At 70.3% G+C, this 26325-nt stretch carries 25 protein-coding genes and 1 riboswitch; of the genes, 10 read left to right on the top strand and 15 right to left on the bottom strand.

Annotation, left to right across the window (positions count from 1 at the left end):
- Nucleotides 1-40 precede the first annotated feature (40 nt).
- Genes OHA25_RS43370 through OHA25_RS43360 form a run of 3 tightly spaced genes read left to right on the top strand, consistent with a single transcriptional unit; the run spans nucleotide 41 to nucleotide 1147 of the window.
- Entirely contained in the window at nucleotides 41-394 is a 354-nt protein-coding gene (locus OHA25_RS43370) for a VOC family protein (RefSeq protein ID WP_327582727.1), read from the top strand.
- Entirely contained in the window at nucleotides 391-723 is a 333-nt protein-coding gene (locus tag OHA25_RS43365; RefSeq protein ID WP_327582726.1) for an ArsR/SmtB family transcription factor, read from the top strand. Before OHA25_RS43370 ends, OHA25_RS43365 begins: the two co-directional genes overlap by 4 nt.
- Complete coding sequence (locus tag OHA25_RS43360; protein WP_327582725.1) at nucleotides 707-1147, top strand: SRPBCC family protein; 441 nt, start codon at nucleotides 707-709, stop codon at nucleotides 1145-1147. The genes OHA25_RS43365 and OHA25_RS43360 overlap by 17 nt, the downstream gene beginning before the upstream one ends.
- Here the strand turns inward: OHA25_RS43360 and OHA25_RS43355 are convergent.
- A complete protein-coding gene (locus OHA25_RS43355; protein WP_327582724.1) occupies nucleotides 1144-2457 on the bottom strand; it encodes a pentapeptide repeat-containing protein in 1314 nt (437 codons plus the stop codon). The genes OHA25_RS43360 and OHA25_RS43355 overlap by 4 nt on opposite strands.
- Before the next feature lie 106 nt (nucleotides 2458-2563).
- On the opposite strand from OHA25_RS43355, the gene OHA25_RS43350 reads away from it, so the two are divergent.
- Both OHA25_RS43350 and OHA25_RS43345 read left to right on the top strand, forming a co-directional pair.
- A complete protein-coding gene (locus tag OHA25_RS43350) occupies nucleotides 2564-4264 on the top strand; it encodes an ExeM/NucH family extracellular endonuclease (protein ID WP_327582723.1) in 1701 nt (566 codons plus the stop codon).
- Nucleotides 4265-4375: 111 nt separating this feature from the next.
- Complete coding sequence (locus OHA25_RS43345) at nucleotides 4376-4741, top strand: thioredoxin family protein (protein ID WP_442942232.1); 366 nt, start codon at nucleotides 4376-4378, stop codon at nucleotides 4739-4741.
- Between the two features lie 268 nt (nucleotides 4742-5009).
- Here OHA25_RS43345 and OHA25_RS43340 read toward each other — a convergent pair whose 3' ends face one another.
- Nucleotides 5010-5789 (bottom strand): SAM-dependent methyltransferase, encoded by a 780-nt coding sequence (locus tag OHA25_RS43340; protein WP_327582721.1) that lies wholly within the window; start codon nucleotides 5787-5789, stop codon nucleotides 5010-5012.
- A gap of 166 nt (nucleotides 5790-5955) precedes the next feature.
- Nucleotides 5956-7293 carry a class II 3-deoxy-7-phosphoheptulonate synthase gene (locus OHA25_RS43335; RefSeq protein WP_305917969.1) on the bottom strand — a complete coding sequence of 446 codons (1338 nt, stop codon included), beginning with the start codon at nucleotides 7291-7293 and terminating at the stop codon, nucleotides 5956-5958.
- 174 nt (nucleotides 7294-7467) lie between these two features.
- Here OHA25_RS43335 and OHA25_RS43330 point away from each other — a divergent pair, with 174 nt between their 5' ends.
- Both OHA25_RS43330 and OHA25_RS43325 read left to right on the top strand, forming a co-directional pair.
- Complete coding sequence (locus tag OHA25_RS43330; RefSeq protein WP_327582720.1) at nucleotides 7468-8358, top strand: anti-sigma factor domain-containing protein; 891 nt, start codon at nucleotides 7468-7470, stop codon at nucleotides 8356-8358.
- A gap of 54 nt (nucleotides 8359-8412) precedes the next feature.
- Nucleotides 8413-10662 (top strand): M64 family metallopeptidase, encoded by a 2250-nt coding sequence (locus OHA25_RS43325; RefSeq protein WP_327582719.1) that lies wholly within the window; start codon nucleotides 8413-8415, stop codon nucleotides 10660-10662.
- Here OHA25_RS43325 and OHA25_RS43320 read toward each other — a convergent pair.
- The 9 genes from OHA25_RS43320 to OHA25_RS43280 form a co-directional block, all read right to left on the bottom strand.
- Nucleotides 10606-11613, bottom strand: coding sequence for a phosphotransferase family protein (locus tag OHA25_RS43320; RefSeq protein ID WP_327582718.1), 1008 nt, complete (start codon nucleotides 11611-11613; stop codon nucleotides 10606-10608). The two genes, OHA25_RS43325 and OHA25_RS43320, sit on opposite strands and share 57 nt — an antisense overlap.
- Before the next feature lie 15 nt (nucleotides 11614-11628).
- Nucleotides 11629-12627: a LacI family DNA-binding transcriptional regulator gene (locus OHA25_RS43315; protein WP_305917965.1), complete on the bottom strand. Its 999-nt coding sequence runs from the start codon at nucleotides 12625-12627 to the stop codon at nucleotides 11629-11631.
- Nucleotides 12608-14017 carry a GH1 family beta-glucosidase gene (locus OHA25_RS43310; RefSeq protein WP_327582717.1) on the bottom strand — a complete coding sequence of 470 codons (1410 nt, stop codon included), beginning with the start codon at nucleotides 14015-14017 and terminating at the stop codon, nucleotides 12608-12610. The genes OHA25_RS43315 and OHA25_RS43310 overlap by 20 nt, the downstream gene beginning before the upstream one ends.
- Nucleotides 14014-14844 carry a carbohydrate ABC transporter permease gene (locus OHA25_RS43305; protein WP_327582716.1) on the bottom strand — a complete coding sequence of 277 codons (831 nt, stop codon included), beginning with the start codon at nucleotides 14842-14844 and terminating at the stop codon, nucleotides 14014-14016. The genes OHA25_RS43310 and OHA25_RS43305 overlap by 4 nt, the downstream gene beginning before the upstream one ends.
- Nucleotides 14841-15797 carry a carbohydrate ABC transporter permease gene (locus tag OHA25_RS43300; protein WP_327582715.1) on the bottom strand — a complete coding sequence of 319 codons (957 nt, stop codon included), beginning with the start codon at nucleotides 15795-15797 and terminating at the stop codon, nucleotides 14841-14843. Before OHA25_RS43300 ends, OHA25_RS43305 begins: the two co-directional genes overlap by 4 nt.
- Nucleotides 15798-15866: 69 nt before the next feature.
- Nucleotides 15867-17207, bottom strand: a complete 1341-nt coding sequence (locus OHA25_RS43295) for an ABC transporter substrate-binding protein (RefSeq protein WP_327582714.1) — start codon at nucleotides 17205-17207, stop codon at nucleotides 15867-15869.
- Between the two features lie 399 nt (nucleotides 17208-17606).
- Entirely contained in the window at nucleotides 17607-18869 is a 1263-nt protein-coding gene (locus OHA25_RS43290; protein ID WP_327582713.1) for an RNA polymerase sigma factor, read from the bottom strand.
- Nucleotides 18870-18979: 110 nt separating this feature from the next.
- Nucleotides 18980-19420 (bottom strand): YciI family protein, encoded by a 441-nt coding sequence (locus tag OHA25_RS43285; RefSeq protein ID WP_327582712.1) that lies wholly within the window; start codon nucleotides 19418-19420, stop codon nucleotides 18980-18982.
- A gap of 113 nt (nucleotides 19421-19533) precedes the next feature.
- Complete coding sequence (locus OHA25_RS43280; RefSeq protein WP_327582711.1) at nucleotides 19534-20397, bottom strand: LysR family transcriptional regulator; 864 nt, start codon at nucleotides 20395-20397, stop codon at nucleotides 19534-19536.
- Nucleotides 20398-20455: 58 nt separating this feature from the next.
- Here OHA25_RS43280 and OHA25_RS43275 point away from each other — a divergent pair, with 58 nt between their 5' ends.
- The gene (locus OHA25_RS43275) at nucleotides 20456-21274 is read left to right on the top strand and encodes an alpha/beta fold hydrolase (RefSeq protein WP_327582710.1); all 819 of its coding nucleotides are present in this window, start codon (nucleotides 20456-20458) and stop codon (nucleotides 21272-21274) included.
- Between the two features lie 86 nt (nucleotides 21275-21360).
- Here the strand turns inward: OHA25_RS43275 and OHA25_RS43270 are convergent, their stop codons facing one another.
- From OHA25_RS43270 to OHA25_RS43260, 3 genes are all read right to left on the bottom strand, one after another.
- Nucleotides 21361-22047: a CHAP domain-containing protein gene (locus tag OHA25_RS43270; RefSeq protein ID WP_327582709.1), complete on the bottom strand. Its 687-nt coding sequence runs from the start codon at nucleotides 22045-22047 to the stop codon at nucleotides 21361-21363.
- Nucleotides 22048-22058: 11 nt separating this feature from the next.
- A riboswitch (cyclic di-AMP (ydaO/yuaA leader) is annotated at nucleotides 22059-22195 on the bottom strand.
- A gap of 117 nt (nucleotides 22196-22312) precedes the next feature.
- Nucleotides 22313-23266, bottom strand: a complete 954-nt coding sequence (locus tag OHA25_RS43265; RefSeq protein WP_327582708.1) for a Gfo/Idh/MocA family protein — start codon at nucleotides 23264-23266, stop codon at nucleotides 22313-22315.
- A 20-nt stretch (nucleotides 23267-23286) separates the two neighbouring features.
- Nucleotides 23287-24108, bottom strand: a complete 822-nt coding sequence (locus tag OHA25_RS43260; protein ID WP_327582707.1) for an aldo/keto reductase — start codon at nucleotides 24106-24108, stop codon at nucleotides 23287-23289.
- A 63-nt stretch (nucleotides 24109-24171) separates the two neighbouring features.
- On the opposite strand from OHA25_RS43260, the gene OHA25_RS43255 reads away from it, so the two are divergent.
- On the top strand, nucleotides 24172-25152 hold the full coding sequence (locus OHA25_RS43255; protein WP_327582706.1) for a hypothetical protein: 981 nt from the start codon (nucleotides 24172-24174) through the stop codon (nucleotides 25150-25152).
- A gap of 2 nt (nucleotides 25153-25154) precedes the next feature.
- Entirely contained in the window at nucleotides 25155-26315 is a 1161-nt protein-coding gene (locus OHA25_RS43250; protein WP_327591124.1) for a DUF6716 putative glycosyltransferase, read from the top strand.
- The last annotated feature ends 10 nt before the right edge of the window (nucleotides 26316-26325 follow it).

The following is a 26325-nucleotide window of genomic DNA, read 5'->3' as shown; positions in this document are numbered from 1 at the left end:
GGGTTGTCGCGTAGGAAAAAACCTACGTATAGTGGCTGACATGCCGATCTCATCCATCCTCACCATCACCGTGCCCGTGGCCGACCAGGAGCGGGCGCTGGCGTTCTACACCGGCGTGCTCGAGTTCGAGGTGCGCACCGACAACCCGTTCCCGATGGGCCGCTGGCTCACCGTCGCCCCCAAGGGCGCCGAGACCGCGCTCCTGCTGGCCTCCTGGTTCCCTGACATGGCGCCGATCGGCGGCCTGGTGGTCGGCGCGCCGGACCTCGACGTCCTGGCCGCGCGGCTGCGTGACAACGGCGTCGCCTGCGAAGGGCCGTCCGACCAGCCGTGGGGACGGCAGCTGCTCTTCCACGACCCCTTCGGCAACGGATTCGTCGTCAGCGAGCTATGACCGCCGACCACGTGTTCACCGCGCTGGCCAGCCCGGCCCGGCGCCAGCTGCTGCGCCTGCTGCTGGAAGAGGGCGGCCAGCCCGCCGGCCGGTTGGCCGAGCGGTTCGACATGAGCCGGCCCAGCGTGTCGGAGCACCTGAAGGTGCTCAAGGACGCCGGGCTCGTGTCCGAGACCCGCAAGGGCAGGGAGCGGCACTACCGGCTGGAGCCGGCGCCGCTGATGGAGATCCGCGACTGGCTCTCCCCGTACGAACGGTTCTGGCGGGAGAAACTCGCGAACCTCACGAAGCTCCTCGACGAAATGGAAGAAAATGAACAAGGCGGCTGAAGACCTCCGAGCGATCAGGCTCGACCAGTTCATCGCGCACCCGCCGGCGAAGGTGTGGCGGGCGCTCACCGAGCCGGAGCTGGTCGCCCAGTGGCTCATGCCGAACGACTTCAAGCCGGAGGTGGGCCACCGGTTCACGTTCCGGACCCAGCCCAAGAAGCAGGTGGGCTTCGACGGGATCGTCCACTGCGAGGTGCTGGAGCTGGAGCCGGAGAAGCTGCTGAAGATCAGCTGGAGCGACGGCAAGCAGGCCGACTGGACGGTCACGTGGCGGCTGGAGCCCGAGGGCAAGGGCACCCGGCTGTTCCTCGACCACGAGGGCTTCGACCCCGTCGACGAGCTGCAGCAGATGTCGCGCCGGATCATGGGCAGCGGCTGGCCGTCACACTTCCGCCGCGTCGCCGATCTGGCCGCCCAGCTCTAGCGGTGCATCGGGGCCCACAGGACGGCGGCCGCGGCCAGCGCGGCGAGCAGCGTGAGCCAGGCCGCCGCCCGGCCCAGACGCAGGCCGGACCCGGACAGCAGCCACCACACCGACAACCACCATCGGTGGCCGGCCCGGCGGCGCATCTCCATCGCCGCGAACGCGAAGTCCGCCGACGTGGCGCGGTCGCTGGGCCTCAGCCCGGCGTAGAGCGCGGCCAGCCGGTCAGCCGTGAGTCCGGGGGCAGGGCCGTCGTCCATGCCGTGCTCGTCCGCCAGGGCGCTGCGCCGGGAGAACCAGCGCAGCATCGGCCGGCGCAGGCTCACCCGCATGCCGCGCGTGGTCAGCGCGAACGTGCAGTCCTTGACGCGTACCCCGGCCGGGTGGGCGAGCCCGGCGAACCTGCACGAGGACAGGTCCAGCCCGCGCAGTGCCAGATCGGCCGCCTCCACCTGGCGCAGCGAGGTCACCGTGGAGGTGCCCCGGCCGCTCACGGTGGCCGGGCCGCGCAGCACCGCGCCCTCCAGGTCCGCCTGCGAGTCGGTGAGCCGCAGCGTGGTGGCCCCGGCCACCTCCACCCCGCGCAGGTTCACGCCGCACCGCGCCACCATCACGTCCAGCAGGCCGTCCGCGCGGGCGCGGGCTGCCGACAGCCGGCCGGTGGCCGACAGGTACGCGTCCGCGGCGAAGTGCGCCGCCTCGAACCCGGCGTGCCCGCTGACCTTGCGGAAGGACAGCGTACGGCCGAACCGCGCCCCCCGGAACCCGGCCCCGTCGCCGAGGCGGGCGCCGTCGAACGTGGCGAACCCGTCGAACCTGGCCCGCTCGCCGGACAGCCCGTGGCCGAAGACCGCCTGGCTGAACAGCGCGTCGCGGGCCATCACGGCGCGATCCAGTGAGACGTGCCCGCGCACGGTGACGCCGTGGAAGGACAGCTCGCGAGCGAACCGGGCGCCGGCCAGCGACACGTTGCCCTCGAACCGGGCGCCGAAGAACGAGGCCAGCCGGTCGAACCTGGCGTCGTCGAGTGACACGTCGCCGGCGAACGTCACGCCCGACAGCCGCACGTCGCCGGTGAACCTGACCCGGTCCAGCCGGGCCCGGCCGGGTCTGCCGCCGGTGGCCTCCAGCACCCTGGAGAGCAGGTCGGTGGTGATGGTCGTGCCGCGCAGGTCCAGCAGGCGGCCCGGGGACATCTGGTCGAGCGCCTCGGGGAGTTGTTCCGGTGACAGATGGGCGAGACAGAGGCCGGACGGCCGGCCGGCGATTCCGGTACAGGCAACCGAATACGCGCAGGTGACCCAGTCCATGCAGTGGGCATACCCGCGGCGGCCCCATGTCAAGGTTCGATGTTTTAATGTTCTATCCACTTTTACGTGGAAATATGCGGTCGGAACTGGCCGTAAAGTGCCCGTCATGCGCGTTTTATCCCGAGCATCACTTGCTGCCCTCGTCGCGGTGGGCCTCTCCGCGACCCCGGCGGCGGCCGCCCCGGCCACTCCTTGCGACACCCCTGCCAGCCACCGCGTCGCGCAGGTGCAGGGCGCCGGTGACGCCACCCCGCTGGCGGGCCAGACGGTGCGCGTCGAGGGGGTCGTGACCGGCGACTTCCAGCGGACCGACCAGCTCAGCGGCTTCTTCCTGCAGGACACGCGGCCCGACGCGGACCCGAAGACCTCCGAGGGGCTGTTCGCGTTCGCGCGCGAGTCGTTCAAGGACGTCAAGGTCGGCGACCGGGTGCTGGTCACCGGCCGGGCGATCGAGTTCAACGGCTGGACCGAGCTGTCGCCGGTCACCGCCGTGGACGTGTGCGGCACCGGGAGCGTGGCGGCGCAGTCGTCCACGCTGCCCACCGGTGAGAACTCGGGCGGGCTCGAGCCGGTGGAGAGCATGCTGCTGACGTTCCCGCAGCCGCTGACCGTCAGCGACCACTACAACCTGGGCCGCTACGGCGAGATCACGCTGTCCTCGCAGGGCAGGCTCTACCAGCCGACGGACCGGCCCGGCGTGGACCCCGCGCTGAACGCCCGCCGCTCGCTGCTGCTCGACGACGGCTCCAACCGGGAGAACCCCGCGACCCTGCCGCCGATCGTGCGGGCCGGCGACGTGGCGACGGGGATCACCGGCGTGCTCGGGTACGGGTTCGGCAAGTACCGGCTGCAGCCCACCAAGGCGATCGACTACAAGGGCCTCAACCCGCGCCTGCCCAAGCCGCTGCCGGTGATCGGCAACGTCAAGGTGGCCTCGTTCAACACGCTCAACTGGTTCACCACGCTCGGCTCGCGGGGCGCCACCACCGCCGCCGAGCAGCAGCGCCAGCTCGCCAAGCTGGTCGCCGCGCTCAAGGGACTCAACGCGGACGCGGTCGCGCTCATGGAGGTCGAGAACAACGGCCAGACCGCGCTGCAGGCGCTGGTGGACGCCGTCAACGCCGAGGTCGGGGCGGGCACGTACGCGGCGCTCGCGCACCCGTACCCCGGCACTGACGCCATCCAGGTCGGCCTGATCTACAAGCCGGGCAAGCTCACCCCGGTCGGCGAGGCCAAGGTGTCGCAGGACCCGGTGTTCAGCCGCCCGCCGCTGATCCAGACCTTCCGCAGGAAGAGCGGCAGCCAGCCGTTCACGATGGTGGTCAACCACCTCAAGTCCAAGGGAAGCTGCCCCTCCAGCGGCCCCGACACCGACCAGGGCGACGGCCAGGGCTGCTGGAACCCCACCCGCGTCGCCCAGGCCAAGGCGCTGCTCGGCATCATCGCCGACCAGGAGCTGCCGAACCCGATCGTGCTCGGCGACCTCAACGCCTACGGCGAGGAGGACCCGATCGACACCCTCGAGGCCGGCGGCCTGGCCGGCGTGACCAAGAAGTTCGTGCCCGCGCCGCAGCGCTACAGCTACGTCTTCGACGGCCTCGCGGGCGAGCTCGACCACGCCCTGGTCGGCAAGCAGCTGCTCAAGCGGGTGACCGGCGCGACCATCTGGCACATCAACGCCGACGAGCCGCGCATCCTCGACTACAACACCGAGTACAACCCGCCCGGCCTGTACAAGCCGGACGCCTACCGTTCCTCCGACCACGACCCCCTGGTCGTCGGCCTGACTCTGCCCAGCGCCCGCTGATCCCTCCATGCGCGGCCCCGAGCGGGGCCGCGCATGGAATGCTGGGAACGGGTACGTGGTTTGACAGCGAGGACACACTCACCGACGAGCTAGGAGCCGCTTGTGGCGACCATGGAAGTAACCGAGAAGAACTTCAACGACATCGCCGACAAGGGGATCGTGCTGCTCGACTTCTGGGCGGAGTGGTGCCCGCCGTGCAAGAAGTTCGGGCCGATCTTCGAGCAGGCGTCGGACAAGCATGACGACATCACCTTCGGGAAGATCGACACCGACGCCGAGCAGGGGCTCGCGCAGGGGTTCGACATCACCTCGATCCCCACGCTCATGGCGATCCGCGACGGCATCGTGGTCTTCGCCCAGGCCGGGGCCATCCCGGCGCCGGCGTTGGAGGACCTGATCCGTCAGGTGCGGGCCCTCGACATGGACGCGATCAGGGCCGAGCTCGCCGAGGAGATGAAGAAGGCCGAGCAGAGCTGACGAACGACCGTACGCGAAAGCCCCGCCCATACCTGGCGGGGCTTCGGCATGTTAGGCCGTGCTGATGGTCGCGCTCACTCGGCCCTCGCTGGTCACGCAAGCTGCCGCTCTCGGGCCTAAGCGTTCGCCGCTTTGAGCTGATGGTCGCGCTCACTCGGCCCTCGCTGGTCACGCAAGCTGCCGCTCTCGGGCCTAAGCGTTCGCCGCTTTGAGCTGATGGTCGCGTTCACTCGGCCCTCGCTGGTCACGCAAGCTGCCGCTCTCGGGCCTAAGCGTTCGCCGCTTTGAGGCGGCCGACCCCCACGTAGCCGAAGTCGATGCCGTTGCCCGGCCCGTCCGGGTCGTCCGGACGCCACGCGGCTGGATACGTCAGTCCCGGCTCGGCCAGCTCGTACCCGTCGAAGAACCGCAGGATCTCCTCGCGGGTGCGCAGGTTGAGCGAGGCCGTGGCCCTCTTGTAGATCTCGATCGCCTGCGGGGTGGTGTCCGGCGTGGAGTCCACCGCATGGCTGATCACCAGGCGGCTGCCCGGCGCGCTCACGTCGCGCAGCTTCTTCACCAGGTCGTAGGCGTTGTCGTCGGGGACGAAGTGCAGGATGGCCAGCAGCATGAACGCCACGGGCCGGTCGAAGTCGATCAGGCCGTCCAGCTTGTTCAGCAGCACGTCCGGCTCGCGCACGTCGGCCTGGATGAAGTCGACGTTCTCTCTCCTGGCCAGCAGCGCCCTGCCGTGCACGCACACCACGGAGTCGTAGTCCACGTAGACGACGCGCGCGTCCGGGGCGCTCTCATGGGTGTTGCCCTGGGTCGGCAGGCCGGCGCCCAGATCCACGATCTGCCGGACGCCCTCGTCCACCACGTGCCGCACCGCGCGCTTCAAGAACGCGCGGTTCGCGCGGCAGCCTTCCTTGGTGTTGGGGAAGGTCTTGAGTATCTGCTCCGCCGCTGCCCGGTCGGCCGCGAAGTTGTCCTTGCCGTCGAGGTAATAGTCATACATGCGCGCGACGTTGGGGACGTTGGGGTCCACCCCCTCAGGGGCACTGTCCACGTTTTCTCCCATATTTGGCGACTTATGGGAGATCCTAGTGCCGCCGCGCCCGCAGTAACCCGAAAATCGTTCTGGTCTTGTCGCCAATGAGACGCAGATCACGCTGCCGCCATGTATCAGGCACACGACGGCAGCATCGGGTCACCGGGCGAGCGCGCGGCGGCGGTCAGCCGCGGTAGAGCTCGGCCACGCGGAAGGCCAAGTCAAGGGACTGGCTGCGGTTGAGGCGCGGGTCGCAGGCCGTCTCGTAACGGGTCGCCAGGTCGCCCTCGACGATCCCGTGCCCGCCGCCGACGCACTCGGTCACGTCGTCGCCGGTGAACTCGATGTGGATGCCGCCCGGATGCGTGCCGAGCGCCCGGTGCACCTCGAAGAACCCGGCCACCTCGTCCAGCACGTCGTCGAGCCGCCGCGTCTTGTGCCCGCTCGGCGCCTCGAAGGTGTTGCCGTGCATCGGGTCGCAGATCCACGCCACCTGCGCCCCGGAGGCCGTGACCTCCTTGACCAGCGCGGGCAGGTGCTCGCGGATCTTGGAGGCGCCCATCCGGGTGATGAACGTGAGCCGTCCCGCCTCGTTGTCCGGGTTGAGCCGCTCGACGAGCGCCAGCGCCTCCTCGGACGTGGTCGTCGGGCCGAGCTTGACGCCGATCGGGTTGCGGATGCGGGCGAAGAAGTCGACGTGCGCCCCGTCGAGCTGGCGGGTGCGCTCGCCGATCCAGACCATGTGCGCCGACACGTCGTACGGCAGCCCCGTACGCGAGTCGATGCGCGTGAGCGCCCGGTCGTAGTCGAGGATCAGCGCCTCGTGCGAGGAGTAGAACTCGACCGTGTGGAACTCCTCCGGATCGGCCCCGCAGGCGTGCATGAACGCCAGCGCCTGGTCGATCTCCCTGGCCAGCTGCTCGTAGCGGCGCCCCGCCGGCGACTCGGCCACGAAGTCCTGGTTCCAGGCGTGCACCTGGCGCAGGTCGGCGTAGCCGCCCTTGGTGAACGCCCGCGCCAGGTTCAGGGTCACAGCCGAGGAGTGGTAGGCCTTGAGCAGCCGCCACGGATCCGGATTGCGCGACTCGGCGGTGAACTCGAAGCCGTTGACCATGTCGCCCCGGTAGGCGGGCAGCTCGATGCCGTCGCGGGTCTCGGTCGGCTTGGAACGCGGCTTGGCGAACTGACCGGCGACCCGGCCGATCTTCACGACCGGCACCTTGCCCGCGTACGTCAGCACGATCGCCATCTGCAGCAGCGTCTTGAGCTTGTTGCGGACGTTGTCGGCGGTGGCGCCGGAGAAGGTCTCGGCGCAGTCGCCGCCCTGCAGGACGAAGGCCTCGCCGCGGGCGACGGCGGCCAGCTGGTCCTTGAGCTGGTCGCACTCGCCGGCGAAGACCAAGGGGGGCAGGCCGCCGAGCTCGGAGACGACCTTGTCGAGCTCGCCGCGGTCAGGCCAGTCGGGCTGCTGGGCCGCGGGGAGGGCTCGCCAGGAATCAAGATCCAGAAGATTGCTGCTCACGAGATACGAGGGTATTCCACGCAGCCCGCCGCTACAGACCCCAATGTCCACGTTTTGGTATCCACTCCCGCCGCTGTGGCGCAGGTCATGTGAAATGAGCAGGGCTCGGGGCCATCCGGCGTGCCCGAGCGGCCGAAGTACATGCGTGAGCCGCCTCTCACCGTGGGAGTGGAAATGAACGACGAACTCCACACCCTCTCTGGCGCCTACGCCGTGCACGCACTGCCGTACGCCGAGTGGGTGCTGTTCGAGGAGCACCTGCGTGCGTGCCGGGTCTGCGGAGCCGAGGTCCGGCGCCTGCGGGAGACGGCCGCCAGGCTGGCGGAGACGGTGGCCGAGCCGCCGCCCGCCCGGCTCCGCAGCCGCCTGCTCGCCGCCGCGCACGAGTCCCGTGGGAGGCGCTCGGCCTGGGCCGAGCAGGCGCCGCCCCTCGCGCCGGGGGAGCCGCCGACGCTCAGGCTTCCGCGTGAGGCCCTGCCGCCGGCGCCCGTGCCGGGCCCGGGGGAGGTGCAGGTGTTCCCTGCGGTGCCGGCGTCCGCGCAAGGGCCGCCCGTGGAGAGCGCCGGCCAGGCCGGTGGCCAGGTGGTGCCGCTGCGGCGCAAGCGGCCGAAGGTGCTGGCGGGACTGGCGGCCGTGTCCGCGGCGGCCGCCGTCGCGCTCGGCGCGGTCGCCTTCGACGCCCGGCGCGACCTGGGAGAGCTGGCCGCCAGGAACGACGACCTGGTGGCCGTGCTGGCCGCCGCCGACGCCGAGACGCTGCGCCAGCCGGTCACCTCCGGCGGCACCGGCACGATCGTGATCTCGCGGTCGAAGGGCCGCATGGTGTTCACCTCGTCCGACCTGCGCAAGCTGCCGGACACGCAGGCGTACGAGCTGTGGCTGATGGGCCCCGGCGGCCCGCGCCCGGCCGGAGTGCTCAGCCCCGCCGAGGACGGCGTCACCGCGCCCATGATGCTCACCCCGCTGCGTGACGACGACAAAGTGGCGATCACGGTCGAGCCGGCGAGCGGCTCGGAGAAACCCACGACGCAGCCCATCATGCTGGCCGACCTGCCCGAGACCTGAGCCAGGGCCCGTGGCGTCTGGGCAATGATCGTCGGCTGCGAGATAGTGCGGAGCATGCGTAGATTCGCGGTCCTGATCATGGCCGCCGTCGTCCTGACCGTGCCCTCTGTCCCGTTAACCGCCGCGCACGCCGCCGTTGAGCCCGGCGCGGCCACCGTGGTGCCCGTGCAGGTCACCGGTTCTCCGGCCAAGCGGTTCAACCTGATCCTCATGGGCGACGGCTACACCGAGGCCGAACAGGCCGAGTTCCAGGCCGACGCCGACCGGCACCTCAACGTGATGTGGTCGATCGAGCCGTTCAAGTCGTACCGGAACTACATCAACGTCTATCGGATCGACATCGTCTCCGGAGAGTCCGGCATCAGCTGCGACCCCGGCCTGGACGCGCCCAGGCGGACGACGCCGCTGAGCATGGGCTTCTGGGGCCGCTGCAACCCCAGCAGCGTCCAGCGCCTCATCACCATGGACAACGCCGCGGCCACCCGCTACGCCAACCTGGTGACCGGCACCGCGCCCGCCAACCGGCAGATCCTCGCGCTGGCCAACAGCGCCACCTACGGCGGCGCGGGCGGCACGTACGCCACCGCCTCCGGCAGCAACAGCATGTCCGCCCTGATCAGCCCGCACGAGCTGGGCCACTCCCTGGGCGGCCTGCAGGACGAGTACGACTACTACCAGCGTGGCGTCCCCGGCGGCGCCTACACCGGCCCCGAGCCGTCGAGCGCCCACCACACCCTGCTGACCGAGCAGCAGCTGCGCGACCAGCAGAAGAAGTGGTGGCGCTGGCTGGGCGAGCCGAGCGAGTCCGGCGGCCCCATCGGCCGCTACGAGGGCGGCCTCTACTCCACGACCGGCGTGTGGCGGCCGAGCGCGCACTCGATGATGAAGACGCTCGGCTACTACTTCGACCAGGTCAGCCGCGAGATCATGACGCAGCGCATCACCGCCAAGACCACGCTGATCCAGGACTCGGCGCCCACGGACGCGCCCGTCGGCGCCGAGCGGGTGTTGTGGGTGGAGCCGATGCGTCCCGTGAGCCACTCGCTGACGACCACGTGGACCGTGGACGGCCGTGAGCTGCCGCGCGAGCGGGACACGCTCGACCTGCGCACCCTGAACCTGGCGCCGGGCACGCACACGGTCACGGCCGCCGTCTCCGACCCGACCGGGTTCGTCAGGGACCCGGCGATCAGGCAGTCCATGACCAGGTCCCGCACCTGGACGGTGGACACCGCGCTGACCACTCCGCCGGACGGCGTGGAGCCCGCCGTCGTCTCCTCGACGCCGACGGACCGGCCGCTCGGCCGCGCCGACGTCGTGTCCGTCGAGACCACCCACCCGGCCACCGCCGTTCCCGAGATCACCTGGACGCTAGACGGGAAACCCGTCAAGGGCGGCACCGACCTCGACCTGGGCGAGCTCGATCTCGGCCCGGGGGCGCACACGCTGACCGCGGCGCTCGGCGGACGCACGCTCACGTGGCCGGTCGACGCGGAGGCGCCGCGCACGGCGTACGAGCTGTCGCAGCCGCTGGCCAGGTCGGGCGACACCTACGTCTACAACGGCCCGTTCTCGATGCGGCTCACCGGGACCGACGACCGCGACGGGTACGTGGTCGCGGAGTCCAGGGTGGACGGCGACGGCTGGTTCAACTACTTCGGCTGGCCCACGTCGTCCGAGCTGCCGTGGACGTTCTCCGAGCAGGGCACGGTCATCGACTCGCTCGTGTACGGCAAGCTGCCGCGCGGCCGCCACACGATCGAATATCGCTCGATCGACGCCGCCGGCAACCTCGGCAAGGCCAAGAGCTTCACCGTCACCACTATCGCGCCGCCGCCCGCCTGCACCCGCACGGTCACCGGCGAGCACCGGGGCGCCCTCGTCGTCGCAGGCGGCGTCACCTGCCTCGACCACGCACAGGTGACCGGCCCCGTCACGGTCAGGCCCGGGGCCTCGATCGTGGTCACCGGCGGCCGTGTCACCGGCGCGCTGACCGCGTCGAAGCCGGCCGCCGTCCACCTGCTCGAAGCCCGCGTCGAGGGCGCACTGACCGTCAGCGGGGCGGCCGAGCTGGTCGTCGTGGGCGCTGAGCTGCGCGGCGCCGCGCAGCTGGCCGGCAACACGGCGCCGATCCTGTCGGACACCACCGTCAAGGGAGCCCTCGCCTGCACCGGCAACACGCCGGCGCCCGCCGACCTGGGCGTGCCGAACAACCTGGCCGGCGCCGGCGCCGGCCAGTGCGCGAAGCTAGCCGCGGGCCCCGAGGGAGGAGCGTACGAGGCGGTCCAGCATGTCCGTCAGTGACCGCGTCGCGCCGTCGCGGAGTCTGGCGTATTCCTCCTCCGGATACTGCCGGGGACCGTTTTCCACCAGCAGGATCAAGGAGAGGTAGGCCCGGTAGAGGTCGAGCCTGGTGAGCGCCGCCGGAGTCAGCTCCAGCGGCGTCACCTCGCGGTAGCCCGCCAGCAGCGGGTCGTCCTCGCGCAGCTCGCCGAAGATCGTCGGCGTGACGAACTCGGCGATCGGGTCACCCCAGAACGCCCGCTCGTGGTCGATGATGGCCTGGATCCGCGGCGTGCCGCGCAGATCCAGGAAGACGTTGCCCACCCACACGTCGAAGTGCACCAGGTGCGGCGTCGTCACCTCGTCGAGCACGGGCGAGGCGGCCTCGAACACGGCCATGATCTCCTCGACCGGCCGGGGCAGCGGCGTCGGATAGCGCTCGGTGTCCCCGAGCAGCGCCGCCACCATCGCCAGGAACGCCTCCCGCCACGTCCGGCCCACGATCCCGGCGTGCGGGTAGCCGAACACCTCGCCGGTCACCGCGTTGAACCTGGCCAGATGGCGGCCCAGCTCACGGCGCAGCGCTGCCTCGTCGTCGGGCTTGACGTCGGGCTTGACGTCGTTCCACGACACCCCGTCCAGCGCGGCCAGCATCAGGTAGTCGCCGCCCAGCACCGGGTCGTCGTAACAGGCGTGCACCAGCGGCGCGACCGGGACCCCCGCCCCCGTGGCCAGCTCGATGGCGGCGGCCTCCATGCGCAGCAGGTTGCGCTCGTAGCTGAGCTGGTCCAGCTCGGGCGGCGGCGACAACTTCAGCACCACCTCGCGCCCGTCCTCGAGTGCGAGCCGCCAGACGGCGTTGGCGTAGCCGTCGGTCAGCTCGGTCGACGACCACACGCCCGTGCCCAGCGCCCGGTGGGCGAGTGCGTCGAGCTCGGCGGCGGTTAACTGGCGCTTGGTCCTGCTGTCCACGGAACTCCTCGCTGGTCAGGCGGATTCGCGGCGTACGAGATGGGTGTCCAGGATCACGACGGGCTGGCGCAGCACCTCGCCGTTGATGCGGGCGACGAGCAGCTTGGCCATCTGCCGGCCCATGGCCTCGGTCGGCTGGTGGACGGTGGTCAGCGGCGGGTCGGCGCTCACCGCGGCCTTGGAGTCGTCGAACCCGATCACCGCCACATCCTCCGGGATCGCCCGGCCGGCGGCCTTGAGCACGCGCATCGCCCCCAGCGCCATCGGGTCGGACGCGGCGAACACCGCGTCCACCTCGGGATGGCGCTGCAGCAGCTCGGCCATCGCCGTGGCCCCGCTCTGCTCGGAGAAGTCCCCGTACACCACCAGCTCGGGCAGGCCCGAGGGCAGCAACGCGTCGCGGTAGCCGGCCAGTCGGTCGACGCCCACGCCCATGTCCTGGGAGCCGGCGATCGCGGCGATCCGGCGGCGGCCGAGGCCCAGCAGGTGCTTGACCGCCTGCCGGGCCCCTGCCCTGTTGTCCATGTCCACATAGCTGTAAGGGTTGAGGCCGACGGGGAGGCCGCCCAGCACGGTCGGCACGCCCATCGCCTCCAGCCGGCCCGGCAGCGGGTCGGCGCCGTGCAGCGACAGCAGCAGCACGCCGTCGACGTGCTGCCCCGTCAGGTAGGTCTCCAGACGCTCGTGCTCCTCGGGCGTGCGCGCCATCGCCAGGATGAGCTGCAGCCCGGTCTCGGCCAGCGCCGAGCCGATGCCGCGGATGGTGCCGGCGAAGTAGGGCTCGTCGAACACCCGCAGTTGCGACTCGGACACCACCAGCGCCACCGTGTCGGTGCGGCGCGTCACCAGGGCGCGCGCCGCACGGTTGGGCACGTAGCCCAGCTCGCGGATCGCCAGCTCGACGGCCTCGCGGGCCTTGGCGCTGACGTTCGGCGAGCCGTTGATGACTCTCGACACCGTGCCCCGGCCCACACCGGCCCGAGCCGCGACAGCCTCAAGAGTCGGTCGGTTCATGTTGCCTATTCTGCCGGATGATCTCCGAGTACCAGAGCGCGCTGTCCTTGAGCAGCCTCTCCTGGGTCTCGAAGTCCACATGGACCAGGCCGAACCGCTTGCCGTAGCCCCACGCCCACTCGAAGTTGTCCATCAGCGACCAGGCGAAATACCCCTCCAGAGGCACACCCGCGTCGATGGCCTCCTTGCACGCGCCGAGGTGCGCCTCCACGTACGCCTGCCGCTCCCGGTCGTGCACCCGGCCGCCCACCAGCACGTCGTCGAAGGCGGCGCCGTTCTCGGAGACCACCATCGGGACCGCCGGGTACTCCCGCGCCACCCGCGTCAAGACCTCCACCAGGCCGCTCTCGTCGATTTCCCAGCCCATCGCCGTCACCGGTTGCCCGCCGCTGACGAACGACACGTGCTCGCTGCCCACCCACGGCGAACCCGTGTCCGTGGGAGCCGCCGACGCCGACTGCTTGCCGCCTGGTGCTCCCGAGACCGTGAAGCGGCTGTAGTAGTTGACGAGCAGCACGTCGATGGGCGCGTTAATGATCTTCATGTCGCCCGGCTGGATGAAGTCGATCTCGACTGGGAGGTCGTTCAGCACGTCTTCCGGGTAGCGGCCCAGCATCAGCGCGTCCAGGAAGAACCGGTTCTGCAGCCCGTCGATGCGCCGCGCCGCGTCCAGGTCCTCCACGCTGTCGGTCGCGGGGGTGATCGCGTACAGGTTGACGCAGCCGCCCACCCGCCGGGCGTCCATCGCCTGCACCGCCAACCCGTGCGCCAGATTGAGGTGGTGCGCGCCCCTGATCGCGTTCTGCGGCTCACGCCGGCCGGGGGCGTGCTCCCCCGAGGCGTAGCCGAGGAACGCGGCGCACCATGGCTCATTGACGGTGCTGAAGGTGTGCACGTGGTCCTTCAGCGCCTCGTGCACCTTCGCCGCGTAGTCGGCGAAGCGGTAGGCGACGTCGCGGTTGGGCCAGCCACCCTTGTCCTCCAGCTCCTGGGGCAGATCCCAGTGGTAGAGGGTCAGCCACGGGTCGATGCCGTGCCCGCGCAGCTCGTCGGTGAGCCGCTTGTAGAAGTCCAGCCCCTTCTGGTTGACCTCGCCCGAGCCGGTCGGCTGGATGCGCGGCCAGGAGACCGAGAACCGGTAGGCCGTCAGGCCCAGCTCCGCCATCATGGCGACGTCGTCCCGGTAGCGGTGGTAGTGGTCGATGGCCACGTCCGCGTTGTGCCCGTTCAGCACCCGGCCCGGGGTCTTGGCGAAGGTGTCCCAGATGGAGACGCCCCGCCCGTCCTCCTGGACGGCGCCTTCGATCTGGTAGGCCGAGGTCGCCGCGCCAAACGCGAAGCCTGCGGGGAAGCGCAGCCCGGCACGCGTCTGTTCCTCTTGAGTCGTCACGCCTTGACCGCACCTTCCATGAGTCCGCCGACGATCTGACGGCCGAATAGGACGAATACCGCGACGAGCGGAATGATGGACAGCGCCGTACCTGCGAAGATCAACGTGTAGTTCGTGGAGAACCTGGCGTTGAGCTGGGTGATGGCGATCTGCACGGTGGGGTTGTCCGGCGTCAGCACGATCAGCGGCCACATGAAGTCGTTCCACATGAGCATGAACGTGTTGATGCCGAGCACGGCCATGCCCGGCCGCACGGCGGGCAGCACGACGTTCCACCAGATCCGCAGCGTGGCGGCGCCATCCACCCTGGCCGCCTCGACCAGCTCCATCGGCACGGCCTGCCGGGTGTACTGGGTCATCAGGAACACGCCGAACCCGTTGAGCAGGTACGGCAGGATGACCGCCGTGAGCGTGCCCGTCCACTCCAGGCTCACCATGAGCCGGTAGAGCGGCACCACGCCCATCTGCTGCAGCGGCACCGCCATGGTCAGCAGCACGAGCACCAGCAGCAGGTTCCGGCCCTTGAAGTTCAGGTTGGCGAAGGAGAAGCCGGCCAGCGTCGAGATGATGACGACGGAGACGGTGACGACGCTCGCCACGATGAAGGAGTTCGTCAGGCCCAGCAGGAAGTGCGCGTCCGGGTTGTTGAGCACCGCGACGATGTTCTCGCCCAGGTTGCCGCCCGGCAGGAACGGCGGCGGCACCGCCACCGCGTCGGCGTTGGTCCGGGAGGCGATCACCAGCATCCAGTAGAGCGGGAACGCCGACAACAGGACGGCCACGCCCAGCATGACCCTGGTGAGGATGGTCGGAGACCAGTTGGTCATTTCGAGCCCCCGATCCTGCGTACGAACAGGAAGTTGATCGCCGCGCCGATGAGAATGAGCAGGAACAGCAGCCAGGCGGCCGCGGCGGCGTAGCCGTAGTCGAACTCGCGGAAGCCCTGCTTGACGATGAACATGGCCACCGTCTGGAACTGGCCCTGCGACCCGCCGTCGACGTTGCCGTTGTAGAACGTGGTCGGCTCGGAGAACAGCGTCAGCCCGCCGATCGTGGAGTTGAGCACCACGAAGATCATGGTCGGGCGCAGCATCGGCAGCGTGATCTGCCAGAACTGCCTGCGCCGCGACGCGCCGTCGATCGCGGCCGCCTCGTACAGGTCGCGCGGGATCGTCTGCATGCCGGCCAGGAAGATGATCGCGTTGTAGCCCGTCCAGCGCCAGTCGACCATGGTCGCGATGGCGATCCACGAAGGGATGCGCTCGGCCCGCCAGTTCAGCGCGTCCATGCCGAACCAGCTCAGGATCCAGTTGACCAGGCCCCAGTCGCGGGCGTACAGCTGCGTGAAGACCACCGCGACCGCGACCACCGAGGTCACCAGCGGCAGCAGCACGCTCATGCGGATCGCGAGGCGCAGCTTGAACCGCTTGTTGAGGGCGTTGGCCAGGAACAGCGCCAGCAACATCTGCGGGACGGTGGCGATGACGAACATGCCGATCGTGTTGACGACGGCGCGCCAGAAGTCCTCGTCGGCGAGCAGTGCGGTGTAGTTGCCCAGCCCGGCCCACTCCGTGGTCCCGGCCAGGTCGTAGTCGTAGAGCGAGTAGTACAGCGTGAAGGCCAACGGGAAGAGCCCGAAGGCGGCGAACAGGATGAAGTAGGGGGACACCAGGGCGTACGGCATCGCCTTGACGTCCAGCCGGGACCGCCAGCGGCGGCCCGGCGGGCGGTCACGCCGATGCGAGTTCCGCATCGCCCGCGGAAGGGTGTCGAGGCTCATAACAGACCTTTTCGGCAGCTTGTCGGCAGCAACAGGCCCGGCCCGCTGGTGGCGGGCCGGGCGGGGAGATCAGCCCGCGGCCTTGACCGCGTCGTCGACCAGCTGCTGCCAGGCCTTGTCATGCGGGACGGAGCCGTCGTCCATGCCCTGGATGACCGACTCGATGGCGTTCTTGACCTGGGCGTGCTTCACGCCGAGGAAGACCGGCTGCAGGCTCGACGCCGACTTGGCGAAGATCTCACCGATGGGGGCGTCGTTGAAGAACTCGTTCTTCGCGCCCTGCACGGCCGCCTCCTGCTGAGCCTTGGTGTTGCTCGGCATGTTGCCGAAGTCGGCGAAGATGCTCGCCTGGGTTTGCGCCTGCGTCAGGTAGTCGGCCACCATGGCCGCTTCCTTCGGGTGCTTGGACTGCTTGGGCACGGCCACCCAAGAGCCGCCCCAGTTGCCGCCGCCGCCCGGCACGGACGCGACGTCCCACTTGCCCTTGCCGCCGTCGCCGGCGTTGCCGCTGACCACGCCGAGCATCCAGGACGGGCAGCCGAGCGTGGCGAACGAGCCCTTCTGGGTGCCCGCCGCCCACTCGTCGGTGAAGTTGCGCAGCTTGGCGGTCAGGCCACCCTGGCTCATCTTCGAGGCGAAGTCGAAGGCCGTCTTCACCGCCGGGTTCTTGTCGACGATGAGGTTGTTCTGCTGGTCGAAGTAGGCGACGTTGCCGTTCTTGGCCGCCTCCTGGTAGAGCACCACCTGGTACAGCGTGTTGGTGCCGTCAGCCCACTTGGTGTCCTTGACCTTGCCCTGGAACTGCTGGCCGACCTTCATGAACTCGTCCCACGTCGGCCACAGGGCGCTGACCTCCGCCCGGTCGGTCGGCAGGCCGGCCTTCTTGAACAGGTCCGTGCGGTAGCAGATGCTCATGCCGCCGATGTCGGTGCCCAGGCCGAAGACCTTGCCGTCGGTGCTGACACCGGTCTCCCACTTCCAGGCGGGGAAGTCGGCCTTGCGGGACTCCAGGCCGTACTCCTTCAGGTCGGCCCACCACTCGGGGTGCGCCTTGGCCAGGCCCATGCCGCCCTCGTCGATGCCGACCACGTCGCCCGCGCCGTTGCCGGCCTGCAGCCACTGGATCATCTGCGGCCAGTACTGCTGCTCGAACTGGTCGGTGAGGTTCTCGTGCTTGATCTGGATGTCTTTGTGCTCGGCGTTCCACTTGTCGATGGCGTTCTTGTAGCCGAAGTTCGTGCCGCCGCCGAAGGTCTGCACGCGGATCGTGACCGGCTGGGCCGCCGCCGAGGAGGCCGGAGCGCCGCTGGACTGCGGCGTGCTGCCGGAGCCGCAGGACGCGACGGTCAGCGCCGCCGCAGCGAGCACAGAGGCCGCGGCCAGACCGCCGCGACGCTTGCTGGTCATCATGGTGGACCCCTTCTCGGGTGAATGTTGGGGGGAGTGCACCGCGGCATACGCTCCGCCGCGGTGGGAGTGTTTTGGGAGCGCTCCCACAAAGGGTGCCCTTGCGGCGTCTACACGTCAATCCACCGAAACGCAACCGTTACCAATGGTGCGATTTGGAAAGATGAAGCCGGACTTATGAGGATAAAGTACACAAAGAGCCGATTGGGAGCGCTCCCACCACAAGAGACATCTTTTGTGTCACATCCTGGGCATGTCGCCCGTAACCTTCACTTGCTCACAGTCACGCACCGGCGTTGCGGGGCCTCCACGCAGGGCCCCGACGGAGTGCGCAGGCCTCGCGCCCGCCAACCTGTCGCGGCTGGCGGCCGACCGCGGCCGTCTGGCCGGCGTGGCCTGGACTCAGGGCCGGGTGGGCGCGGTGCCGGCGCGGCAGGCGGCGGCGCGTTCCTCCAGCAGCGTGCGCTCGCGGGCGTTGCGGGTCATGCCCGCCGCCCGCTCGAACTCGGCCCGTGCCTCCTCCCGCCGTCCCAGCTTGAACAGGAAGTCGCCGCGGACGCTCGGCAGCAGGTGATAGTCCTTCAGCGAAGGCTCCTCCATGATCTGATCCAGGAGCTCGAGGCCGACCGACGGGCCGTAGGCCATGGACAGGGCGACCGCACGGTTGAGCTCGACGACGGGAGAGCGCGACAGCTTTGCCAGCTCTTCGTACAGGCCGGCGATGCGTACCCAGTCGGTGTCCTCGGGGTTGAGCGCGCGGGCGTGGCAGGCGGCGATGCCGGCCTGGAGCGCGTAAGGGCCGTGGGCGCCGCCGAGGTCTTCCACGCGCTCCAGGGCGGTCAGGCCGCGGCGGATGAGGAGCTGGTCCCAGCGGGCGCGGTTCTGCTCGAGCAGGAGAACGGGCTCTCCAGAGGGGCCCACGCGGGCCGCCGAACGGGACGCGTGGATCTCCATCAGCGCCACGAGCCCGTGGACCTCCGGTTCCCTGGGCAGCAGGCCCGCCAGGACCCGGCCCAGGCGCAGGGCGTCCTCGCACAGGGCGGGGCGCATCCAGTCGTCGCCGGCCGTGGCCGAGTAGCCCTCGTTGAAGATGAGGTAGATGACCTCCAGGACGGCGGCCAGGCGGCCGGCCAGCTCGGCGCCCTGCGGAACCTCGAAGGGGATCTGCTTGTCGGCCAGGGTGCGCTTGGCGCGGACGATGCGCTGCGCCACCGTGGACTCCGGGACCAGGAACGCGCGGGCGATCTCCTCGGTGGTCAGGCCGCCGAGGACGCGCAGCGTCAGCGCCACCCGCGCCTCCATCGACAGCGCCGGGTGGCAGGCGGTGAACACCAGGCGCAGGAGGTCGTCCTCGATCTCATCGACCTCGGGGAGCTCTGCCTCGTGCTCCAGCCGGTGCCCGAGCTCGGCCAGGTTGCGTTCGAGGCGTTCGTTCCTGCGGATCAGGTCGATGGCGCGGCGCTTGGAGACCGTCATCAGCCAGGCGCCGGGGTTGCGCGGCACCCCCGACTCGGGCCACTGCTCCAGGGCGGCGACCAGCGCGTCCTGTGCCAGCTCCTCGGCGAGGCCGACGTCGCGCACCAGCCGGGCGAGTCCGGCGATGAGCCGGGCCGCCTCGATCCGCCAAACCGCCTCGATCGCGCGATGCGTGTCGGTAGCCGTCACGGGCCCATAAGACCAGGGCCGCACGCCGCCTCGCAACCGCTGTCGCCGCCGCGGTCACGCGGCAGGTGCTGGTGGACGACGCCGCGCTGATGAGGCGGCCGGTCCCGCGGTCAGTCGCCGGGCTGGTCGGCGCGGAGGCGCTCGCGCAGGGCCTCCTCACGCTCGCGCTCCTCGGCGGGCATCGAGTCGTCCGGCACGTCCGAGGCGTCGAACACCCGCCACACATCCAGCCCGATCCCCTCATGCCCCGGCGGCACCGGGACGCGCAGCGCCCACTCGAGGGCCTCTTCCCTGGACTTCACCTGGATCAGCCAGAACCCGGCGATGAGCTCCTTGGCCTCGGCGAACGGCCCGTCGATCACGGTGGCCTTGCCGCCGCTGTAGGCGATCTGCGCGCCCTGCGAGCTCGGGTAGAGCCCTTCGGCGGCCAGCAGCACCCCGGCCTTGGCGAGTGACTCGTTGTAGGCGTGCATGTTGTCGACGAGCTCCTGGCTGGGCAGCACCCCGGCCTCGGTCTCCGCGCTGGCCTTGCCGACGATCATGAACTTCATCGGTGTTTCTCCCTTCACGCGTCAGCGACGTCTCGCCAACGCGTCGAACGGCTGCGGGGCGAATCGACACTCTTTCGCGAAGTTCCGCGCCGCGCCACTCCCGACCGAAAAATCTACGTTGTAAAGGCGGCCAGCTGGTCGAGGAACGCGCGGGCGGCTGGACCGCAGTCGGCCAGCGACGGGACGGCCAGCCCCAGCGAGCGGGTCATACCCGGCTTCAGCGGGCGGGTGACCACCGCGCCGAGGTCCGCGGGCAGTCCCAGGGTGGGAACGATGCTGACCCCGAGCCCCGCGGCCACCATCTCGAGGATGGCAGCCGGGCCGCTCGCCTCGAAGGCGACGTCGAGCCGTACGTCCGACGCCCGCGCCGCGGTCATGATCAGCGGGCGGCAGCCGGCGGTGGTCAGGATGAACGGCCGGCCGGCGAAGTCGGCGAGATGCACCACTGCCTGATCGGCGAGCGGGTGGCCGGCGGGCAGCACGGCCACCATGTCGTGGGTGCTCAGCGGGACGGTGTCCAGTCCGGGGGCGGGCAAGGTCACGACGCCGACCTCGGCGGCGCCCCGGTGCAGCCAGGCCCGGATGTCGTCGTCCACCCCCTCGAACAGCCGTACGCGCACCTGCGGGTAGCGGTCGGTGAAAGCGCGCAGCAACCGGGCGATGAGCGTTCCCGTGGCGCTGGGGAGGCTGGCCAGGCGCAACTCGCCGGTGATCTGGCCGGCGGCGGCCGCCACGTCGGCGCGGACGAGGTCGAAGTGGCGCAGCGCCTCGCGGGCCCGGCTGACCGCGCGGCGGCCGGCCTCGGTGAGGGCGATGCCGTCGCGGTGGCGTACGAACAGGGCCGCGCCGAGCTCGCGTTCGAGCGCGGCGACGGCGCGGCTGACGGCGGGCTGGGACATGCCGGTGTGGTCGGCGGCGGCGGTGAAGCCGCCGTGCTCGGCGACCGCGATCAACGCCCGGAGCTGCGCTAACGTCATAGCGGCATACCCTAATTGGTATTTGACCGGCGGTTGGTCAGAACCCGATGGTTATGCCATGTCTGAGCGAATGACGATCGAGGTCGACGGGCGGCAGGCCAGCTATCTGACGGCGGGCGAGCGGGGTCCGGTGGTGTTGCTGCTGCACGGGACGTACTGGAGCCGGGTCTGGCAGCCGGTGCTGGACGAGCTGGCGGCGGCGGGGTTGCGTCCCGTCGCGGTGGATCTGCCGGGGCTGGGGCGCTCCGAAGGGGAGCTCACCATGGCGACGGCGGCGGTCCCGGCGCTGGCCGGGTGGGTGGCCCGGTTCGCGGCGGCGGTGGGCGCCGGCGAGCCGCTGGCGGTGGCGGGGCACGACATCGGGGGTGCGGTGGCGCAGCACCTGCTGGCCGCGGGCGAGGTGAAGGTGCGGCGGCTGGCGCTGGTCAACTCGGTCACGTACGACTCGTGGCCGGTGCCGGGCGTGGCCCGTTTCCGTGATCCGGCGGTGGTGGCGGCGGTGACCGCGGAGGAGTTGCTGGCCGCCCGCCGCACGGCCGTCACCACGGCCCTGCACCGCCCCGCGACGGAGGCCGAGCTGGCCGACTACCTGGACCCGTGGAACGACGCCCGGGTGCGACGGTCGTGGATGGCGCTGGCGGGAGCCGCCGACGGCCGCTACACGCTGGACCTGGTGCCCGCGCTGCAGGCCGACGGGACGCCGAAGCTGCTGGTGTGGGGGGAGGACGACACCTTCCAGGAGGTCCGGTACGCCGAGCGTTTCGCCGCCGAGATGCCGAACACCTCCCTGGTCCGCGTCCCGAACGCCGGTCACATCCCGATGGAGAACGATCCGGCCGCGGTCGCCGCCGCTCTGGGGCGGTTCTTCATGGAGTGATGGATGGGCGATCACGGGAAGAACCCCTGAACGCCGCGAGCGCGCGTCCCGCGGCGGGACGCGCGCTCGTTCGGATGTGCAGAGGGTCAGGCGGCGTACTCGGGGTAGCCGTAGCCGACGACGTGCGCCTTCGGCCGGGTCCGCTCTTCGACCTTGCCGTTGCCGGTGTTGCCCTCGATGGTGGAGACGGTGCCGTCCTGGTTGTCCTTCACGACGAACCCGACGTGCTTGATGTCGCGGATGTCCTTGCTGCCGCTCCAAGAGAAGTACACGACGGCGCCGGGCTTGGCGACGGTGCCGAAACGGTTGTTGGCCTTGAACCACTTGGCGTGGGCGACGGTCCAGGCGTCCCAGCCGATCTGCGGGCGGGCGCCGGTCTGCTCGCCGACCCAGGAGACGAACATCGCGCACCAGGCGGCGTTCAGGTAGTCGGCGCGGCTGCCGCCGTCACGGGCGATGGTCTCGGCGGCGCGCTGGGAGTTGGCGTACCACTGCTGGTATTTGGTGCCGCCGCCGGCGGCGTTCTCGCTGGTGCCCACCTGGGACCTGGCCAGGGCCAGGACCTGGGCGGCGGTGACGTTGATCTTGTTCTCGTCGGTCGTGGCGGTCTTGATGCCGGCGTGCTCGGCCTTGGAGGCGACCGGCTGCTTGTCCGTCGCGGCGATGGCGGTGCCCGTGACGTGAGCGGTGACTGCGGAGGCGAGGATGGTGGCGCCGAGGGCGGCGCGCGCGAGGTTGATCTTGTGGGCAGCGAAAGTGGGGTGCTTGGCCATCGAGGGATTACTCCTTGCTTCCATGCCGCTTACCGGGTTAGCTGACGGGCTCGGGCGTGGAAGCTGCCCTACGGCACCGAAGTGCCGATTCGCCCCAAAGGACATGGGTCCCCGGTTCCGCGCAAGGCGGATTCAGCGGTCACAGGACTGTCCTGTGATGTTTCGTGCGATGGTCGGACGTGTCCGGACAAACCGGACGCATGCCGCAAGATGCCCCATAAGGTAATACATGGGGCAAGGGGATTACAACTACATAAAAGCCCAGCTAGGCGAGTTGCCTGCGAGCGTCGGCCAGAAGCCCCATCATGGCAAGGGACTCGTCAAGCGGCATGATCGAGCTTTCGGTCCTGCCTTCGGCCGTCGCGGCACGGACTTCGCGGAGCTCTCCGGCGTACCCGTTGTCGGCCGGATCGAGCACGTGCTCTTCCGGCTCCATGGAGGGCCCGGTGAGAAGGATCCGCTGCGGCGCCCAGAACGGAGCCTGGAGGTCCGCCCGCATCTGAGTTCCTACAACGCTGGCATTGTTCGGGTAATTCCCGAGCAACGAGGTCGACACGAGTGCGTGCCTGCCACCGGGATAGAGCAAAACGCCGGCGGTCTCCGCGTCCACCCCGTTCGGGGCCAGGGAGCCGGTGACCCGCAGGCCGGAGGGCATGCCGAGGAGCAGCTGGGCCAGCCCGAACGGGTAGATCCCCAGGTCGAGCAGCGCGCCGCCGCCCAGCTCGGGCGCCCAGAGCCGGTGGGCGGGGTCGTAGGGCAGGGAGAAGCCGAAGGAGGCCTGCACGGAGCGGATCTCGCCGAAGCGCTCATCGGAGGCGATCTTCTGGATGAGGGGGTTGAACCTCATCCACATGGCCTCCATCAAGAAGACGCCCGCCTCGCGTGCCAGGCGCACCATCTTCTCGGCGTCGTCCACGGTGGCCGCCAGCGGCTTCTCGCACAGCACGGCCTTGCCGGCGGCGATGGCGGCCTCGGCGACCTGAAGGTGCTGGGCATGCGGAGTGGCCACGTAGATCGCGTCCACGGCCGGGTCGGCGCACAGCCGCTCATAGGAGTCGTAGGCCGACTCCGCGCCCAGCGTCGCGGCCAGGGCCTGTGCCCGGCCGAGGTTCCTAGAGCCGACGGCGGCCACCCGCATGCCCGGTTCGGCCACGATGGCCGCTCCCACCGTGCGCGCTATGACACCTGTCGCCGCTATTCCCCATGCAAAATCCCGCACAAGGGGAGATCGTAGACGTATCAGGTCATGTTGAAGGTGTCGGGGTCGGGTCCGATGCGCTTGTTCCTGTTCATGGCGCCGATCGCGGCCATGTCCTCGGCGTCGAGGATGAAGTCGAACACGTCGATGTTCTCGCGGATCCGCGACGGGGTGGCGGACTTGGGGATGACGACGTTGCCGAGCTGCAGGTGCCAGCGCAGCACGATCTGGGCGGGCGTCTTGCCGTACTTGCCGGACAGCACGCTCAGTGCCGGGTCGTCGAGCAGGCCCTGGCCCTGGCCCAGTGGGCTCCACGCCTCGGTCAGGATGCCGTTGGCCTCGTGGAAGGCCCGCATCTCGCGCTGTTGCAGGTAGGGGTGGAGCTCGATCTGGTTGATGGACGGCGTGATGTCGGTCTCGTCCATCAGCCGGGTGAGGGTCTTGACGGTGAAGTTGGAGGTGCCGATGGCCTTGGCCCGCCCGTCACGGTAGATCTTTTCGAGGGCCTTCCACGCCTGCACGTACTTGTCCTGCTTCGGGACAGGCCAGTGGATGAGGAAAAGATCGACGTAGTCGAGGCCCAGCCTGGCCAGGCTCTCATCGAAGGCCTGCTCGGCGCGGCCGTGGTCGGCGTTCCACAGCTTGGTGGTGACGAACAGCTTATGGCGGGGGCGCTTGGCGCTGCGCACGGCCCGGCCCACGCCCTCCTCATTGCCGTACGCGGAGGCGGTGTCGATGTGCCGGTAGCCGGCCTCCAGAGCGATCCGCACGGTTTGCTCGGCCTCGCCGCCGGGAATCTGCCAGACGCCGAACCCGAGCTGCGGGATCTGCACGCCGTCGGTGTTGAGCATGAGCGAGTTCATACCCTCCATTGTTCACGTTCCGTTCCAGGCGGCTTAAGGCGACAAGGCTAACTTGGAGCGGTCATGAACGGGCCATCACCCGGCGGGGAGGGCGAACGAGTGGTCGAACAGGCGTCGGCCTGGGTGGAGTCCCCGCTCCAGATGCTGTGCGCCGTCGAGGCTCACCACGCCGGGCTCCTCGGGCCCACGACGGCCGTCGTGCCGCGAGCGGGCCTGCGGCCACTGAAGGCCACGCGCAGGGAGCTGCGCAGGCTCGGGTTGCCCGAGGGCCTGGAGCTGGCCGAGCCGCGCGAGCAGATGCCGCGGCGTGTGCAGGCCGTGGGTGACGCCTTCTCCGGCAAGGTGCAGCTGCGCTGGCTGATCTCCAACCCGGGCCGCATCGTCATCGTCGACGACGGGCTGGCCACGATCCGGCTGCTGGAGCTGCTGGCCGCGGGGCCTCGCCGGCCGCTGCTGCGGGCCCGCGCGCAGCCCACCAAGCTGCGCGCCGTGCTCGGCCTGGCGGCCGCGCTGCGGCTGCGGCTGAGCAAGGTCTCCGTCTTCACCGCGCTCGACGTGGACAAGGACCTGGAGGACGGCGTACGCCGCGCCGGCGTCGACCTGGTCCGCCACGACTTCGCCTGGCTGCGTGCCCAGCCGCCCAGCGCCGAGGGCCCCGCCGAGCGCACCGTCGTCCTCGGCACCTCGCTCGTCAGGAACGGCCTGGTCCACCGCGACCGCTACCTGCGCTGGCTGACGGACCTGGCCTCGCAGGAGCCGGTCGCCTACTACCCGCACCGCCGCGAGGACCCCGTGGACGTGGCGCTGATCCGGGAGCGCCCCGGGATCACCGTCCACGACGCCGGCGCGCCCGCCGAGCTGACCCTGCGCGGCCTGGACTCCGGCCAGCGCGTGCTCAGCCTCCCGTCGACCGCGATCACCTCGCTGCGGGTGCTGCTGAGCCCGCGCGGCGTCGCCGTCGAGCCCGTGGACGTTCCCGAAGACTGGTGGACCAGCAGGGCGGCTCCCGCCCTTCGCTCGCATCTGACTGGAGTGTCCGGTTGAAAGTGTTGGCGGTCGCCGACTCCGACTCGTACCTGAAGTGGGCGGCCTGCCTGCTCGCCGATCTGCCCGAGGGTTGCGTGACGGACCTGGTGGTGGTCCGCACGCCGATCGCGCCCTCGCCCGAGCAGATCGCCGCGGCCGTGGGCGAGCGGGAGGCGCCCGCGGTGATGTCGGCCCGGTCGGTGCGCCGGGCGGCCGAGCGCATCCGGCCCGACGTGATCCTCGTGGCCTGCACGGGACCGGTCGTGGACGTGTTGGTGGCCGAGGTGCTCGCGGACCTGAGGCCGCGGCCGGTGTTCGTCAGCGGACTGCCGGGCATCTCGGTGCCGGCGACCGACAAGGCGTGGCAGTTCCGCAGCGGGTGTGACCTGTTCGTGGTGCACAGTGAGCGGGAGGTGGCCGAGTTCGGCGAGATCGCCCGCCGGCTCGGCGGGGGAGGGGCGGTGGGCCTGGCCCGGCTGCCGTTCCTGCGGTCCAAGGCGGCCGCCCAGGGGGGCAACCGGGTGGTGTTCGCCACCCAGGCCAAGGTGCCGCGCGAGCGCGAGGAGCGCGAGCGGATCCTGGTGGCGCTGGCCGAGCTGGCGCGGCTGCGGCCCGACCTGGACGTGGTGGTCAAGCTGCGGGCGCTGGAGGACGAGCGGCAGACGCACAACGAGCGTCACCACTACCAGCGGCTGTGGCGGGAGATGGGCGAGCCGGGGCGGCTGGTGTTCGAGGCCGGGTCGATGCACGATCAGCTGATGCGGGCCGCCGGATTCGTCACGGTCAGCTCGACGGCGGCGCTGGAGGCCATCGCGCTGGACGTGCCGTTGCTGGTGCTGCGCGACTTCGGCGTCAGCGCCGAGATGATCAACCTGGTGTTCGAGGGCAGCGACCTGCTGGGGACCCTCGATGAGCTGGCGGCGGGCGACTTCCGCACGGCGTCGGCGGCCTGGTGCGCGGCCAACTACTTCCATCCGGTGGAGCGCAACGACTGGGCGGGGCTGCTGACCGGGCTGGTCATCTCCCGGCCGCGGGTGCCTGCCAAGTCGCTGCTCGACGGGCCCGAGTTCGCGGCGGCGCGGCGGCGGGCCAGGCTGCGGGTGGAGGTGCCGCCCACGATGCTGCGGGCCGGCTACAAGGCCAAGCGGCGCATGCGCCGCTACCTGCGCGCCCTCACCTGACCCGGCCCCT

Origin of the sequence: Nonomuraea sp. NBC_00507 (assembly GCF_036013525.1) — a bacterium.
In the GTDB taxonomy this organism is placed as follows: domain Bacteria; phylum Actinomycetota; class Actinomycetes; order Streptosporangiales; family Streptosporangiaceae; genus Nonomuraea.
Note: the sequence above shows the minus strand (reverse complement) of the source record. Positions and strands in the feature narration are given on the sequence as shown.

Coding starts and splice junctions, on each gene's coding strand:
- OHA25_RS43370 (WP_327582727.1), top strand. CDS start 41: ATGCCGATCTCATCCATCCTCACCATCACCGTGCCCGTGGCCGACCAG.
- OHA25_RS43365 (WP_327582726.1), top strand. CDS start 391: ATGACCGCCGACCACGTGTTCACCGCGCTGGCCAGCCCGGCCCGGCGC.
- OHA25_RS43360 (WP_327582725.1), top strand. CDS start 707: ATGAACAAGGCGGCTGAAGACCTCCGAGCGATCAGGCTCGACCAGTTC.
- OHA25_RS43355 (WP_327582724.1), bottom strand. CDS start 2,457: ATGGACTGGGTCACCTGCGCGTATTCGGTTGCCTGTACCGGAATCGCC.
- OHA25_RS43350 (WP_327582723.1), top strand. CDS start 2,564: ATGCGCGTTTTATCCCGAGCATCACTTGCTGCCCTCGTCGCGGTGGGC.
- OHA25_RS43345 (WP_442942232.1), top strand. CDS start 4,376: ATGGAAGTAACCGAGAAGAACTTCAACGACATCGCCGACAAGGGGATC.
- OHA25_RS43330 (WP_327582720.1), top strand. CDS start 7,468: ATGAACGACGAACTCCACACCCTCTCTGGCGCCTACGCCGTGCACGCA.
- OHA25_RS43325 (WP_327582719.1), top strand. CDS start 8,413: ATGCGTAGATTCGCGGTCCTGATCATGGCCGCCGTCGTCCTGACCGTG.
- OHA25_RS43315 (WP_305917965.1), bottom strand. CDS start 12,627: ATGAACCGACCGACTCTTGAGGCTGTCGCGGCTCGGGCCGGTGTGGGC.
- OHA25_RS43305 (WP_327582716.1), bottom strand. CDS start 14,844: ATGACCAACTGGTCTCCGACCATCCTCACCAGGGTCATGCTGGGCGTG.
- OHA25_RS43300 (WP_327582715.1), bottom strand. CDS start 15,797: ATGAGCCTCGACACCCTTCCGCGGGCGATGCGGAACTCGCATCGGCGT.
- OHA25_RS43295 (WP_327582714.1), bottom strand. CDS start 17,207: ATGATGACCAGCAAGCGTCGCGGCGGTCTGGCCGCGGCCTCTGTGCTC.
- OHA25_RS43285 (WP_327582712.1), bottom strand. CDS start 19,420: ATGAAGTTCATGATCGTCGGCAAGGCCAGCGCGGAGACCGAGGCCGGG.
- OHA25_RS43280 (WP_327582711.1), bottom strand. CDS start 20,397: ATGACGTTAGCGCAGCTCCGGGCGTTGATCGCGGTCGCCGAGCACGGC.
- OHA25_RS43275 (WP_327582710.1), top strand. CDS start 20,456: ATGTCTGAGCGAATGACGATCGAGGTCGACGGGCGGCAGGCCAGCTAT.
- OHA25_RS43270 (WP_327582709.1), bottom strand. CDS start 22,047: ATGGCCAAGCACCCCACTTTCGCTGCCCACAAGATCAACCTCGCGCGC.
- OHA25_RS43260 (WP_327582707.1), bottom strand. CDS start 24,108: ATGAACTCGCTCATGCTCAACACCGACGGCGTGCAGATCCCGCAGCTC.
- OHA25_RS43255 (WP_327582706.1), top strand. CDS start 24,172: ATGAACGGGCCATCACCCGGCGGGGAGGGCGAACGAGTGGTCGAACAG.